We start from the raw sequence: 12,830 nt of genomic DNA, 5'->3' as shown, positions 1-12,830 counted from the left end.
CTTTTTTGTTTGTATTTTTTACGTCACTGCTCAAGTTTAATGAAATGCAATGAGACCAGAATGACCAGCTTTTATCTAAAATCTCAGGGCTGCTAACAAAAAAGAGCGGAAAATACTTTCCGACTCTTTTTTATGCATTCAAAAATTATAATTCAGCAATTTGGCTCAGGTTGACTTCTGCAACCGTGTCATTTCCAAACATAGAGATAATCATCTTGACCTTATTATTGTCAATTTCCGTGATTTTGCCAGTATAGTTAGCAAAGGCACCGTCAATGATGCGAACTGTATCGCCCACTTTGACATCCAAATCAAATTCTTGAACCGTTTGTCCCATAGAAATCAGAATGCTGCGGATTTCTTCTTCCAAGAGCGGGGTTGGTTTCGAACGGTTTCCGTGTGAACCCACAAATCCAGTTACGTTTGGCGTATTCCGCACGACAAACCAAGCTTCGTCCGTCATAACCATCTCAACCAATACATAACCTGGGAAGCGGTTTTCTTCGACTTCCTTGCTCTTGCCGTTTTTCTCGACTTGCACGGTCTGAGTCGGAATTTCCACGCGCAGGATATTTTCCAGCATATTATAGGTCTGGGCACGTTGCAAGAGATTTTCCTTTACCTTGTTTTCATAGCCTGAGTAGGTTTGCAGTACAAACCAGCCTTTATCAAAACTGTCCATGTTTTGTCCTTTCCTAAATAAAAAAGCCTAGGGCTTCTGCTTGATATCTAGCCTTATTATACCATAAAATCTAAAATTACAAAGCATTTTGGTAAATATTTTACAGACAAATAGAGTTGCCTAGGCAACTCTATCTTTCTTATGAAAACATATTGATTATGCGGAAGAGACCGCTGGCAACTACCTTATCAAAAATATAGATCACAATAGCAAAGAATGCTGTGTATTCCATTACGGAAAGGAAATCAGTCCATCTTTCTTTACGGGTAGGCCAAGTTGTATCTCGTAGCAAAACGAAAACATCTTTAATGAATTTCACAACTATCTCCTATCTGGTTTCTTTATGCAGTGTGTATTTACTGCAGTGTTTACAATATTTATTCACTTCTAGACGCGTAGGTTTTGGAGTGCTACTAAGTTTGATTGAGTAGTTTCGTGACCCACAAACTGTACACGCTAGACTCGCTTTTTTTAATGCCATGACGCCTCCATTCCCCTTATTATAGCAGTTTTCTACTTCTTTGACAAGCTGTTTAGACGATTAATGGAACCAGCCAGTAATGGTATCCCAGAGATTTTTGGCTTTTTCAGTAATCCCAGACTCATCGATAGCCTTCTTGGCATCATCTACCAGGTTTTGCGCCCGCTCTTGGACATCTTTCAGGAAATCTTTATTTTCACTAGTCGTATTCGTTTGACCAGTACCGTAGGTATCGACTGGGGAAATTCCATTTTCAGCATAAGCATTTTTCTCACCCGAGAAGGAAGTTCCTTCTGTATAAGGCAGGATAGTGTTGGCGACATTGCGGAAAATAGCCGAAGCTTCATTGGCACTCGTACCAGTCAGATAGTGAGTTTCATCCGTCTTAGGGAAGCCCAGCCATTGGCTGATAACCACATCTGGTGTATAGCCGATGACCCACTGGTCTCCTGACAGATCAGGGTTAAAGTCAGTCTCTGTTGTTCCTGTCTTTCCAGCCATTGTATAGCCATACGGAGCTGCATAAACTCCCGTTCCGTTTGAGAAAGTTCCCAGCATCATACTGGTCATCTTTTCTGTGGTTGAGCGATTGAGAACGCGGGTAGAAGTCTGCCGGTGGGTTTTGACAACCTGACCACTAGCATTTTCTATCTTAGTGATAAGATGGGCATCATTCATAACTCCATCATTCGCAAAGACTGAATAGGCTTGTGCCATCTGAAGTGGATTGGTCGTCACTCCGCTTCCCAGAGCCACACCTAGATTCTGTTCTACCTTATCCATATTAAGACCAAACTTTTTGCCGTACTCAAAGGCCTTGTTCACGCCTAATTCGTCCACTGTTGAAACCGCGGGAATATTGAGGGATTCAGCCAAGGCTTGATACATTGGAACCGTCGGTGAACTTTGGATATTGCCGTAGTTATTAACCTTATAGTCACCAAAAACGGTCCGACTATTATCTAGTTCCTTATCCGTTGACCAACCGGCTGCTATTGCTGGGCTGTAGGCCACCAAAGGCTTGATGGTCGATCCTGGACTACGAGCAGACTGAGTCGCGTAGTTAAAAGTCCGAAAAGCAGAGCCATCAGCACTGTTAACACGGCCAACCAAAGCCCGAACACCACCCGTCTTAGGATCTAGCGCTACGCTTCCTGACTCGGCCCGCGTCCCGTCCTCAGCCAGCGGGAAGAGATCAACATTGCTATAGATGACCTGCATGCTGGCTTGGTAATTTTGATCCAATTCAGTGTAAATACGATAGCCGTTGTTGACGATTTCTTCTTCCGTCAGACCGTAATCATTGACCGCTTCATTGATAACCGCATCAAAATAAGATGGGTAGCGATAGTCTTCTGACTTGCCTTCGTAGGCATCGACTAGCTGGCCTCCAATGCCAACCGTCGCAGCCTGATCCGCCGTTGCCTGATCAATATAACCTGCCGCCACCATATTTTGAAGAACGGTGTCACGACGGTTGGTCGCATTCTCAATCGAATACAAGGGATTATATAGTTCTGGTCCTTTGAGCATACCAGCTAGAACCGCTGATTGATCCAAGCTGAGCTGGCTGGCAGATACACCAAAGTATTTCTTGCTGGCATCTTCCACTCCCCAAACGCCATTTCCAAAATAAGAGTTATTGAGGTACATGGTCAGGATTTCCTGCTTGCTGTATTTTTTGTTAATCTCTAAAGCTAGGAAAAATTCCTTGGCCTTCCGCTCAATGGTCTGATCCTGAGAAAGATAGGCATTTTTGGCCAACTGCTGCGTGATAGTCGAGCCACCACCCGAACGCCCCGCAGTCAAAATGGCTAGAAAGAAGCGACTGTAGTTAATCCCGCCATTCTTATAAAAGGATCGGTCTTCTGTCGCAATCACAGCGTTCTGCAAATCCTGACTAATCGCATCCAATTCGACATAGGTTCCTTTTTGCCCAGACAAGCTGCCCGCTTCATTTCCATCCTTATCATAGATCAAGGTCGTGGCTTTAAGAGCATTCTGCAAGTCTTTGACATTAGTCGTCTTAGCTACATAAAAAAGATAGCCACCAACCACCAGACCAAAGGTCAAGCCGAGAATCAAGAATATCTTGGTCAGATGAAACCGGCGCCAAAAGCGGCGGAAGGGATGCTGAGACAGGGGCTTCTTCCGACTCTTGCCTGAGCGACTGTATCTAGGTTCAGGAGTCTCACCCTCCAGCTCCTCAGCAACCTTCTTCTCAGGATGATCCGTTTTAAACAGATTGACTAATTTTTCAAATATATCATTTAATTTCTTCATAAAACATATTTTATCACCTTATCCATGCAGACACAAGGCACGACTCCGCTACTTTCTACTCCTTTTAGCTTTCTTTAAGGAAATAGCAGAGCTCCTTTCCTCTTTCCAACGAAGCATTCCCAAATGGGCTAGTTTTTGCTACAATGAAAACATGAAATTTACCATTACCATCCCCGCAAGCCTGCCTCCGATGACCGTCAAAGAATTACTAGAAGACCAACTGCTCATTCCTCGCAAAATTCGTCACTTTCTCCGAACCAAAAAACACGTCTTGGTCAACGGAGAATCCATCCACTGGCAGAACTTGGTCAAGCCTGACGACAACATTCAACTAACTTTTGACAAAGAGGATTATCCAGAAAAAGAACTTCCCGCTGGCCAACCTCATCTGGTCGAGGAGCTCTATCAGGACGAGCATCTCATCATCGTCAACAAGCCAAACGGCATGAAAAGTCACGGCAATGAGCCGACAGAAGTCGCTCTGCTCAACCATGTGTCAAGCTATGTCGGACAGACCTGCTATGTCGTCCACCGGCTGGACAAAGAAACCAGTGGCGCCATCCTGTTTGCCAAAAATCCCTTTGTCCTCCCCATTCTCAACCGCCTCTTGGAAAACAAAGAAATCGCCCGCGAATATTGGGCCCTTGCCCAAGGGAAATTCCCCAGCAAGACTACCGTCTACAAAGATAAAATTGGGCGCGATCGCCATGACCGACGGAAACGCCTCGTTGATCCGAAAAAGGGGCTCTACGCCGAAACTCATGTAACTCGACTCAAGGAGTTCGGAAAGACGACTCTGGTCAAATGTCAATTGAAAACCGGACGGACTCACCAAATCCGCGTTCATCTCGCCCATCACGGCCATCCCATCATCGGCGATCCTCTCTACCATCCTCAACCCCAAGGTCGCCTCATGCTCCATGCCCACCGCTTGACATTGACTCATCCATTCACCCTAGAAACCATCAACGTGGAAGCACCGTCAGAGAGTTTTGAAGCAGAAATCAAACGGCACAAAAGCAAGGCTAAAAAGGGATATCTTGCCTGATTGCCAAGTCCCCAAGACTTATACTCCACATCGACAACTAGCCACAATTCTTTCAAAAAACGGATTTTCCCCAAAAAGACGATTCCCTACCGGACATCGTCTTTTTCTTCTCCTCTATCTAGCAACTTAGCATGCCAGATATCAACAAGCAGCAATCTTATCTTGATAGGTCATCTGCCTTATGCCAAATTGCTCCCCAGTCCATCTTTGACTACTAGCACCTCCACCTCGTTTTGAATCATCCTATCTGACCAAAGAATAATCACAAAGTCACAAGAAAATGCTCAGCCTAGCTGAGCTTTTTGATTATTGATTTTTAAAGCGTTCTACATCACGCGCAATGACTAACTCTTCATCTGTCGGGATAACCAGAACTCTGACTTTAGCAGCTTCTGTTGAAATATCTCCTGTGGCACCAAAGAAATTCTTCTCTGGATCAACATCGCAGCCAAACCAAGAAATTCCCTCGATAACCATTCGACGGATGGTCACAGAGTTTTCACCGATACCAGCTGTAAAGATAATGGCATCTGCTCCATTTAAAACAGCTAAATACTGACCAATGTATTTTTGAATGCGATCCACAAAAATTTCATTTGCCAATAATGCCTTTTCATCACCCGCACGCATAGCTTCATGAATATCGCGCATATCACTTGATTTCTCTGAAACGCCCAACAGTCCAGATTCACGGTTCAGAATTCGACTGATATCTTCTGGCGTGTTGAAGTCATCTGTATGTTGCATCAAGTATGGAATAATCGCTGGATCGATGTCACCTGTACGTGTTCCCATCATAACTCCACCAAGAGGAGTGAAGCCCATAGAAGTATCCACTGAGCGCCCTTTATCAACTGCTGTGATAGAAGCACCGTTTCCGATGTGGCAAGTGATGAGTTTCAATTCTTCAATCGGTTTACCCAAAAGTTTCGCAGCTTCGTGGGCTACATACTCATGGCTAGTTCCATGTGCTCCGTATTTACGGACCTTATTTTCAGTGTAGTACTTAGTTGGCAATGGATAGCGATAAGCTTTTTCTGGCATGGTTGTGTGGAATGATGTATCAAAAACAGCCACACTGGTAATGTCTGGAAGAAGTTGCCTGAAAGCACGGATACCGTCAGCATTGGCAGGATTGTGTAAAGGAGCTAGCAGAGACAACTCTTCAATCTTTTCCAACACATCGTCAGTCACAAGAGCTGATTCTTTGAAATACTCACCTCCAGCTACGACACGGTGCCCAACACCTGTGATTTCATCGTAAGATTGAATAATTTCAAACCGTTTCAAATCATCCAATAAAATTTTCACAGCTTGTGTATGATCAGCAATATCTAAGGTTTGGCGTTCAGAACGACCATCAAATTTAACCGTAGAGATTGAGTCCTTGAGACCAATCCGCTCAATCAAACCTTTAGCCAGCACCTTTTCTTCTGGCATTGAATAAAGTTGCCATTTTACACTCGAACTTCCAGCATTGATAGAAATAGTTTTTGACATCTCGTCACCTCTTTAAGCGTTTTCAAACTATTATATCAAAAATTTGTTTGAATTTCACTAACTTTGACCCAGTTTTGAAAACTTTCACGAAACTTTAAGATTTCATCCTGACTTTGCAAGTCCTGCAAAGGGTAGATAAACGGCTGGATGTCTGATTCGCCTTGTTTTCTCAGGACAAATATCGTCTTAGCATTCTGCCGGCTCGCGAAAATCTTTTCTGGCAGGGAAATCATTGCCAAGAGCTGAGCGCTAGACAGTAGCCATTTTTTCAGCAGGTGACTTTGTGGGCTCGTCAGCAGATTATTTGGCGCGAGAAAGATAGCATAGCCCCCCGGTTTCAAATATTTTAGCGATTGCTCCATCAAGAGATGATGGGCGTAAGTATGCTCATCTGGACTGGCAACCTCATAACGAGCCGCCACGGCATCATCTGGATAATAGCCCACTGGCAAATCACTGACAATCAAGTCGCTTTCTTTCAGAACCTGAGGCCGTACCGCATCTCCTTGAGCAAAGTGTGCCTTAGAATTCATGACTTCGGCAATGCTAGCAGACAAATCAATCAGCAAGTCGTCAATTTCTAGACCCAGATAATCTATGTTTTTTTGTGTGTGGTTGAGCAGAGTCACCGCTAAATTGCCTGTTCCACTGCCGATCTCCAGCAAATCGACTCTCTCGTCTTGGGCCAACTGGTCAATCAAAAAACTCAGCAAGAAACCGACCGAATCAGGTGTAAACTGATGATTAGCTTGGAGCGGCTCTGTCTGAGAAGCCTTCATAAAAATAAACTGATAAGCCCGACGCCACTCTTCCTTGGTCAAATGCAGGGCACGGAGTTTCTCATTATTTTTCAGAATTTCTTGTAATTCTGTATCTCCGTCCAGATAAATCCCATTCTGCTCAATCAAGGCATCATAGAAATTAGTTCCCAGCACATTTTGGATATTTTGCACGTTTTCTAAAAGTAGATGAAAAGCTCGTTCTATTTTTTCAAATTTCATGGCATCCTCCGTTGTCTTATGATACCAAAAAGAAGCCCTCTTTCCAAGGGCTATCGGATTACAAATCTTTTACATTTATATTAGTCGCTTCTCTTGTCAGTTGAAGGAGAGGGCGCTTTAGTTTTTTTAGTATCTTTGGAGTCTTTAGCTTCTTTGTCCTTCTTCTCTGGATCCTTCTTGCTCTCAAAATAGAAAGAATAACTCTTCTGATTGGCGAGTTGGCTGCTGACTTCCAGCATATTTCCCTGCCTGCGATAATGGGTGCTCCCTTGGTCGAAGGCTAATTGCCCGCTCTCCTCTATGGCAGTCTCCTTGGTCAAAACAGCCAAGGCATAGGCTTCTGTCCGCTCCCGATTAGCTTGAAAGAGACGCTGATTAGCCACCTGCCGGTTCAGATAAAATTGCAAGAGCAAGCTAAAGACTGCTGCCATAAAGAGGGCATAAAGCAAGATGCCTGCCTTAACTTTTATCTTGGACACGATAGATGTACTCTCTTTCTAAATTATTTTCAAACCGGAAGCGAAAGCGAACAAGGTCCCCCTCCTGACTGACCGGAGCAGCTTTAAGTCCATAGATCATGGGTTGATAGCCACGTCCCGAAGCATCCGTCTTGCGGAAATCATCACTCCGAGATTTGCCCAAAGCTATATGTTTGCCATCCTGTTTGACATAGATTTTGTCGTTTTCGACCCGATCAAATTGGCTGCGCGATAGCTCTGTCTCCAACTGATCGACAAATAAGAGCCATTCCTGCTGCTTATTTTCCTGTTGATGTCGCAGTTCAAAAGCCAGAAGCTTGGTCATCGACTGAAAGACCAACATACCACCGCTCAAGACCAGCAGGGCGACTAGAGTCTCTAAAAGTGTAAAAGCTTTGATTTTAACGTTTTTTAACACTGAGCACCTTCTCCTCTTGGTGGTAGACAGTTAATTGCTGGTCGGTCTTGACTTGACGGACTGTGATGCCATTGACTGTCAGACTTTCCTGCCCCGTCTGCATGGCCATCCGAGCAACCCGCAGCACTTCCTCCTCCTGCAATAAGCGAGTCTGTTCCTGCCGCGACTGATTAATCTGGCCAAGCAGGAGGCTGGCAATAGCCGCAAAAACCGCCATTGCCACCAGAGCCTCCAGCAAAATGCTAGCCTTCATTCGTCGTCTTTTTAAATTTTCCATTGCCCATATAAAGCTGGTAAACAACCTTTTTATCCTCCGTTTGAAAAACAATCTTGCTGAGCGAAGAATTCCCGCCAGCCTGGTCAAACTGAATGGTCTGGGGAGCATGTTCCTGCAAGGTCTTAGGAAATTCTACTTGCTGATAGCCGTTGGAGATGTTGCGCTCCGAAATGGTCAATTTTATCTTTTCATGTCCAGCCACACTTAGCTTTTGGCTCTCCTGATAAAGATGCTCAAATTCCATGAAAAACAGCTGCTCCTGTACTTGATTGAAACCAGCCTGAACAGAGCCAGATAGACCTAATAAAATGAAACTGACCACAAATAAAGCCAGGAGACTTTCTAACAGCGTAAAAGCCTTAATCCGCAACTGCACGAGCTTCACTGCTGTTTTTTCCATAGTAAGCCTTATAGGATGCCACCTGCTTCTCGGTAATCCGACCATCGGCAACTAATTTCCCTAGGGTGGCTTTTTCATTAACATTCTTCAATTCATAAAGCTCAGCCTGACTTTCCACGACCTTGACTACAGCCGCGTTGCCTGTATCTGAAACAGCATCCTTCTGCTTAGTCAAATTCGGGACAAACAAGAGCATCAAGACGCTGATGATTAAAAGAACGACTAACATTTCCACCAGAGTGAAGGCTTTAACCTTCAAAGTTTTTAATTTTTTCATAATTGAATCTCCATATTCTGATAAATTGGCAGCAACATGGCTGCATAAAGTAAAACGATCACGAGGGCGACAAAGACAAAGACGAGAGGCTGAATCAAATTCATGGCACGATTGATTCTCAGGAAAAACTCTTCCCAAGTCTTTTCGGCATATAGTTCCAATTCGTCGCCCAACTTGGACTTGACCTCTCCGTACTCGATGATTAAGGCCAATTCTTTCTTAAAAAAGGGATAGGTACCGACCTTCTCGGCATAGCCCTGACCAGCACCTAGAGCCGCCTCCAAGTCTCGTCCCAGCTCCTGAAAGAGCTGAGAAGGCTGGTCCTGCATGATGAGAAAGATCTGGCTTAATTCCAGCCCTTGTCCAATCATATTGCCCCATTCACGCGCATAGTAGGCTGTCAGATAAGCCCGCACTAAGGTGCCAACAAAAGGAAACTTAGCCAAACGGCTGAAAAAACTCATCTTAGAGCTCTTGCGATAATAGAACCAGCCACCGCAAATCAGCAAGCAATTCACTAGAACGCCTCCTAGAAAAATCTGCGGTAGATAATGAATGAACTGAGTAGCCATATTTTGACTGTCCAGCTGAGGCAGGAGATAGTTACGCAAGCCTAGCATAATCAGCACTAAAAAGCCAAGCAGCATCAAGGGATAAGTCCCCACCTCAATCAATTTCTTACGGACTTTCGAAAGATTTTCTAAATAATCCTCGATTTTACCCAAACTAAGATTTAGGTTTCCATGCAACTCTGACAAAGATAGCTGGGTGACTACATTATCTGAAAAGCCCAAACGCTTCATAATCTGGGAAAATGACTGACCCGCAGCCAGACCCGAACGCATTTCCGCGACATAGGCCTCCTCTAAAAGGGCACTCCGCCGTAGGAAATCAACAATCTCCGACAGATGAAAACCGCTGGTAAAGAGATTGCGGAACAGCTCGATAATTTTCTTTTGCTTAGGCGTAGATAATTTTTTCCGCCTGCCTTTGATCATCTGTGATATGTCCATCTGCAAAAAGCTGGTCAATCTGCTGGTTCCAGAGACTGGCTTCATGCTTTTGATAGTCTTGGTTGACAAAGTCGATCACACCTCCTCCCCCGATTAAGCGCTGATAACAAACGCCCTGTAACACCATGCGTAGCTCATCCTCACTGACACCCAGCTCTAGCAGGCGCTCATACACTCCGCGAATGCTCTTAGCATGGATAGTTGAAAAGACCGTAGCCCCTGTCAAACTAGCCCTTACCACCGCTCGGGCCGTTTCTTGGTCGCGGATTTCCCCGATAATCAAGAGATCCGGCCTGTGGCGCAGAGACAGCTTGATGAGGCTGTCATAGGTCATCCCGATAGTTTCATTCAGCTGAAGCTGGAGCATGTTTTCCTGCTTGATTTCCACAGGGTCTTCGATAGACATGACCTGTTGTTGGCCAAATCTCATCTGAGCCAGCTGGTGCATCAGCGTCGTCTTTCCACTACCAACTGGCCCTGAAAACAGATAAAGGCCGCGAGAATTTACTTTTTTACGAAGATCAGGCAGATTGTCAAACCAGAAACGCAGCTCACGCTCCTCATCATGTAAGAGCCGAATCACCAAGCTCTCATAACCGCGGTAATCCCCGACGGTTGACAGACGAAGCGAGACCGTCACTTCTCCACAATCATAATCGCAGGAACCTAGCTGACTGCGCCTCTTCTCCCCGACATTCATGCCTGAGACAAACTTAAAATGGCTGATGACTGACGATAATAAATCAAAATCATAGGTCTGAATGAAGCGCCGCTCATCACCCACCCGCATATAAAGCTCATAGCAGGTGCTCTTGGGAATCAGATAGATATCTTGGGCCGCTTCCTGCCTAGCCAATTGAATCATTTCCTTTGCAATTTTTTGAACCATAAGTCCTCCTCACCTTACTATTCGCACAAAATGAGAAAAAATAAAAAAAGAATGAAGAAATTTTCTCCATTCTTTGACTTTTATCCTACCTAGCCCGCACTTTAATTTTGCAAATGCGGTGTTTTTCAGTAGCATTTTGCTTGCGGTAGCCTGGACGATACTTGCTCTTGGGGATCTTACTTTCATTTTCTAACAAAAGCAGGGAGTGGTATTGCTGAATATCTTCATTACACTCCTCACACCAACGTTGATCGGCCGGATCCCAGAAAATCGTCATAAGATCACTGCGGCTTTTATAAAATGGAGATGCTTCAGACATCTCTAGCCAGCGGTGTTTATAGTATTTGAGGGCGGTGTAATAATCATCGAAATACCTTTTTTCAATGATATCATCCTCCCAACCGTCTAAAAACCACCAGGGCTCATAATCGCCATACATTTCTATTACGCTGTACATACCTGTCCCCTTTTGTATCCTATATTATATATAAATCTCTTTGATAATGAAACTATTTTGCTCGTCGGCTCTATAATAGTTCGTTTTTCATCAAAGAAAGGCAAAGAAACAAAAGGGAGTGTCGCTTTTTGTGCTTATTTCCAATTCAGATGCACATGCTCTTTCATTTCCTTATAGGCCGTATCAATCCGATCTTTGGTCGCCTGATCCAGCTGATTGCGATATTTTCCACCCTCGATGAAATCCTCTAAGATAAGGGTTTGATAAGTGTAAAGCGGGTAACCCTCTGGTGAGTAAGTTCCCTTTTCCACACGGCTGACCCAGCTGGGATGCGCCTGAGCTTTTTTGATAATGGTCCCCTTATCCGTCTTTTCAATGGTCACATCCATCAAGACACCACGCTCGGTCCACTCAGCCGTATCCACACCAGCCATGGTTTCAATCCGCTGATTGGAGATAAAATTCCCCATAGAGTAGATAATCAGCTTCTTCTGACCATCTTTTTCAAGAATTTCTGAGGGCTGCACTACATGCGGATGCCCACCAAAAATGATGTCCGCTCCCCAGTCCACCATCTTATGATAGAGCTCGACCTGCTCCTCATTTGGCTCCAGCTGATACTCGATCCCCGTCTGTGGCATGACTACCGTGATGTCCGCTTCTTTCTCCGCCTGCTTAATCTCCGCTTTCATCTTCTCCTCATCAAAGGTCGATAGGTGATGATCAATCTCCTTCTGACTGAGACTGGACTCCAAGCCATTAAAACCATAGGAATAAGCCAGAATAGCAATCTTGATGCCTTTTACCTCTTTGATCAGGATAGGCGATTTATCCCTGTTTTTGTGAGTATAGACACCAACTGGGCTAATTCCTTGATTTTCAAAGGCTTTGGCAGTCGTAAAGACTCCCTCAAGCCCTGAGTCTAGGATGTGATTATGGGCCAGATCCACTACTTGGTAGCCGGCGTCTTTGATGGCGGGCACAACAGCCTCTGGAGCATTGAAAAGCGGATAGCCTCCCAAAGGATAGTCCGAGCGAATGGTCCCTTCAAAATCCCCTAAGACCAAGTCGCCTTGATGAAGCCAGTCCTTGACATAGGTGAAATTTTCCGAAAAATCATAGCTACCATCAGCCTTCTGAGCGCTCATATAAAGTCCATCATGGTACAAAAGATCGCCATTAGCCATAATGCGCACCGTTTTCGAGTCGATCTTCTTTCCTGCAACCGAGGAGGACTTGGGAGCATCCTTAGCAACATTCCCACTGCTTCCCTTAGGCAGCCCCATGATGCTTTGAAACAATAAAATTGCTGCCGCTGATACAAATACCGTTCCCAGCAGGGCAAGGATAAAGGCACGGTTGCTTAACGCTACTTGTCGCTTGGTTCCAGATCTTTTCTCCATTTTGCCAACCTCCGTATTACTTATATTTTATCATAAATTATCCTCCCAAGGGAATAAAAAAGAGTCTGGGACAAAAGTCCTAGCCTCTCAATTGTCTTTGGGTTGTCGAGCAAGACGCAGTGGTTGAGTGGGCTCTACTACGCTGATTTCATCAGCTTTTACAGCCCTACTCAACTGTGCGGAGGTGGGACGACGAACTCGCATTCTAAGCAATTACCGATT

The 12,830-nt window shown here is 44.7% G+C and carries 16 protein-coding genes; 1 reads left to right on the top strand and 15 read right to left on the bottom strand.

The window, feature by feature from the left end; all coding sequences use genetic code 11:
* Positions 1-145: 145 nt before the first annotated feature.
* The 4 genes from nusG to pbp2a all read right to left on the bottom strand — a co-directional run bounded on the left by nusG (position 146) and on the right by pbp2a (position 3,446).
* Positions 146-682 carry a transcription termination/antitermination protein NusG gene (nusG, locus tag O3651_RS04530; protein ID WP_005591544.1) on the bottom strand — a complete coding sequence of 179 codons (537 nt, stop codon included), beginning with the start codon at positions 680-682 and terminating at the stop codon, positions 146-148.
* A 139-nt stretch (positions 683-821) separates the two neighbouring features.
* A complete protein-coding gene (gene secE / locus O3651_RS04525; protein WP_061422082.1) occupies positions 822-1,001 on the bottom strand; it encodes a preprotein translocase subunit SecE in 180 nt (59 codons plus the stop codon).
* 9 nt (positions 1,002-1,010) lie between these two features.
* Positions 1,011-1,163 carry a 50S ribosomal protein L33 gene (gene rpmG / locus O3651_RS04520; protein ID WP_015605910.1) on the bottom strand — a complete coding sequence of 51 codons (153 nt, stop codon included), beginning with the start codon at positions 1,161-1,163 and terminating at the stop codon, positions 1,011-1,013.
* A gap of 60 nt (positions 1,164-1,223) precedes the next feature.
* Complete coding sequence (pbp2a, locus tag O3651_RS04515; RefSeq protein ID WP_371609696.1) at positions 1,224-3,446, bottom strand: penicillin-binding protein PBP2A; 2,223 nt, start codon at positions 3,444-3,446, stop codon at positions 1,224-1,226.
* Positions 3,447-3,597: 151 nt separating this feature from the next.
* Between pbp2a and O3651_RS04510 the strand changes: the two genes are divergently transcribed.
* Complete coding sequence (locus O3651_RS04510; RefSeq protein ID WP_371609695.1) at positions 3,598-4,494, top strand: RluA family pseudouridine synthase; 897 nt, start codon at positions 3,598-3,600, stop codon at positions 4,492-4,494.
* A gap of 306 nt (positions 4,495-4,800) precedes the next feature.
* Here the strand turns inward: O3651_RS04510 and O3651_RS04505 are convergent, their stop codons facing one another.
* From O3651_RS04505 to O3651_RS04455, 11 genes are all read right to left on the bottom strand, one after another.
* Complete coding sequence (locus O3651_RS04505) at positions 4,801-5,994, bottom strand: acetate kinase (protein WP_239191072.1); 1,194 nt, start codon at positions 5,992-5,994, stop codon at positions 4,801-4,803.
* A gap of 35 nt (positions 5,995-6,029) precedes the next feature.
* Positions 6,030-6,995 (bottom strand): class I SAM-dependent methyltransferase, encoded by a 966-nt coding sequence (locus O3651_RS04500; RefSeq protein ID WP_371609694.1) that lies wholly within the window; start codon positions 6,993-6,995, stop codon positions 6,030-6,032.
* An 80-nt stretch (positions 6,996-7,075) separates the two neighbouring features.
* Positions 7,076-7,474: a competence type IV pilus minor pilin ComGG gene (gene comGG, locus O3651_RS04495; protein WP_371609693.1), complete on the bottom strand. Its 399-nt coding sequence runs from the start codon at positions 7,472-7,474 to the stop codon at positions 7,076-7,078.
* Positions 7,455-7,892, bottom strand: a complete 438-nt coding sequence (comGF, locus tag O3651_RS04490; protein WP_005591538.1) for a competence type IV pilus minor pilin ComGF — start codon at positions 7,890-7,892, stop codon at positions 7,455-7,457. Before comGF ends, comGG begins: the two co-directional genes overlap by 20 nt.
* Positions 7,876-8,169: a competence type IV pilus minor pilin ComGE gene (comGE, locus tag O3651_RS04485; RefSeq protein ID WP_371609692.1), complete on the bottom strand. Its 294-nt coding sequence runs from the start codon at positions 8,167-8,169 to the stop codon at positions 7,876-7,878. Before comGE ends, comGF begins: the two co-directional genes overlap by 17 nt.
* The gene (gene comGD, locus O3651_RS04480; protein WP_037586086.1) at positions 8,135-8,569 is read right to left on the bottom strand and encodes a competence type IV pilus minor pilin ComGD; all 435 of its coding nucleotides are present in this window, start codon (positions 8,567-8,569) and stop codon (positions 8,135-8,137) included. The genes comGE and comGD overlap by 35 nt, the downstream gene beginning before the upstream one ends.
* Complete coding sequence (gene comGC, locus O3651_RS04475; protein WP_125389788.1) at positions 8,529-8,846, bottom strand: competence type IV pilus major pilin ComGC; 318 nt, start codon at positions 8,844-8,846, stop codon at positions 8,529-8,531. Before comGC ends, comGD begins: the two co-directional genes overlap by 41 nt.
* On the bottom strand, positions 8,843-9,859 hold the full coding sequence (gene comGB / locus O3651_RS04470) for a competence type IV pilus assembly protein ComGB (protein ID WP_371609699.1): 1,017 nt from the start codon (positions 9,857-9,859) through the stop codon (positions 8,843-8,845). Before comGB ends, comGC begins: the two co-directional genes overlap by 4 nt.
* A complete protein-coding gene (comGA, locus tag O3651_RS04465; protein WP_371609691.1) occupies positions 9,807-10,748 on the bottom strand; it encodes a competence type IV pilus ATPase ComGA in 942 nt (313 codons plus the stop codon). The genes comGB and comGA overlap by 53 nt, the downstream gene beginning before the upstream one ends.
* A gap of 85 nt (positions 10,749-10,833) precedes the next feature.
* Positions 10,834-11,205 carry a DUF1033 family protein gene (locus tag O3651_RS04460; RefSeq protein WP_062006286.1) on the bottom strand — a complete coding sequence of 124 codons (372 nt, stop codon included), beginning with the start codon at positions 11,203-11,205 and terminating at the stop codon, positions 10,834-10,836.
* Between the two features lie 134 nt (positions 11,206-11,339).
* Positions 11,340-12,608 carry a CapA family protein gene (locus O3651_RS04455; protein WP_371609690.1) on the bottom strand — a complete coding sequence of 423 codons (1,269 nt, stop codon included), beginning with the start codon at positions 12,606-12,608 and terminating at the stop codon, positions 11,340-11,342.
* Between the last annotated feature and the right edge of the window lie 222 nt (positions 12,609-12,830).

Origin of the sequence: Streptococcus sp. 27098_8_73 (assembly GCF_041432495.1) — a bacterium.
Lineage (GTDB): Bacteria > Bacillota > Bacilli > Lactobacillales > Streptococcaceae > Streptococcus.
Note: the sequence above shows the minus strand (reverse complement) of the source record. Positions and strands in the feature narration are given on the sequence as shown.

What these genes read in the sequence shown, in the direction of transcription:
- nusG (WP_005591544.1), bottom strand. Translation starts at nt 682, where the DNA reads ATGGACAGTTTTGATAAAGGCTGGTTTGTACTGCAAACCTACTCAGGC.
- rpmG (WP_015605910.1), bottom strand. Translation starts at nt 1,163, where the DNA reads ATGGCATTAAAAAAAGCGAGTCTAGCGTGTACAGTTTGTGGGTCACGA.
- pbp2a (WP_371609696.1), bottom strand. Translation starts at nt 3,446, where the DNA reads ATGAAGAAATTAAATGATATATTTGAAAAATTAGTCAATCTGTTTAAA.
- O3651_RS04510 (WP_371609695.1), top strand. Translation starts at nt 3,598, where the DNA reads ATGAAATTTACCATTACCATCCCCGCAAGCCTGCCTCCGATGACCGTC.
- O3651_RS04505 (WP_239191072.1), bottom strand. Translation starts at nt 5,994, where the DNA reads ATGTCAAAAACTATTTCTATCAATGCTGGAAGTTCGAGTGTAAAATGG.
- O3651_RS04500 (WP_371609694.1), bottom strand. Translation starts at nt 6,995, where the DNA reads ATGAAATTTGAAAAAATAGAACGAGCTTTTCATCTACTTTTAGAAAAC.
- comGE (WP_371609692.1), bottom strand. Translation starts at nt 8,169, where the DNA reads ATGGAAAATTTAAAAAGACGACGAATGAAGGCTAGCATTTTGCTGGAG.
- comGD (WP_037586086.1), bottom strand. Translation starts at nt 8,569, where the DNA reads ATGGAAAAAACAGCAGTGAAGCTCGTGCAGTTGCGGATTAAGGCTTTT.
- comGC (WP_125389788.1), bottom strand. Translation starts at nt 8,846, where the DNA reads ATGAAAAAATTAAAAACTTTGAAGGTTAAAGCCTTCACTCTGGTGGAA.
- comGB (WP_371609699.1), bottom strand. Translation starts at nt 9,859, where the DNA reads ATGGACATATCACAGATGATCAAAGGCAGGCGGAAAAAATTATCTACG.
- comGA (WP_371609691.1), bottom strand. Translation starts at nt 10,748, where the DNA reads ATGGTTCAAAAAATTGCAAAGGAAATGATTCAATTGGCTAGGCAGGAA.
- O3651_RS04460 (WP_062006286.1), bottom strand. Translation starts at nt 11,205, where the DNA reads ATGTACAGCGTAATAGAAATGTATGGCGATTATGAGCCCTGGTGGTTT.
- O3651_RS04455 (WP_371609690.1), bottom strand. Translation starts at nt 12,608, where the DNA reads ATGGAGAAAAGATCTGGAACCAAGCGACAAGTAGCGTTAAGCAACCGT.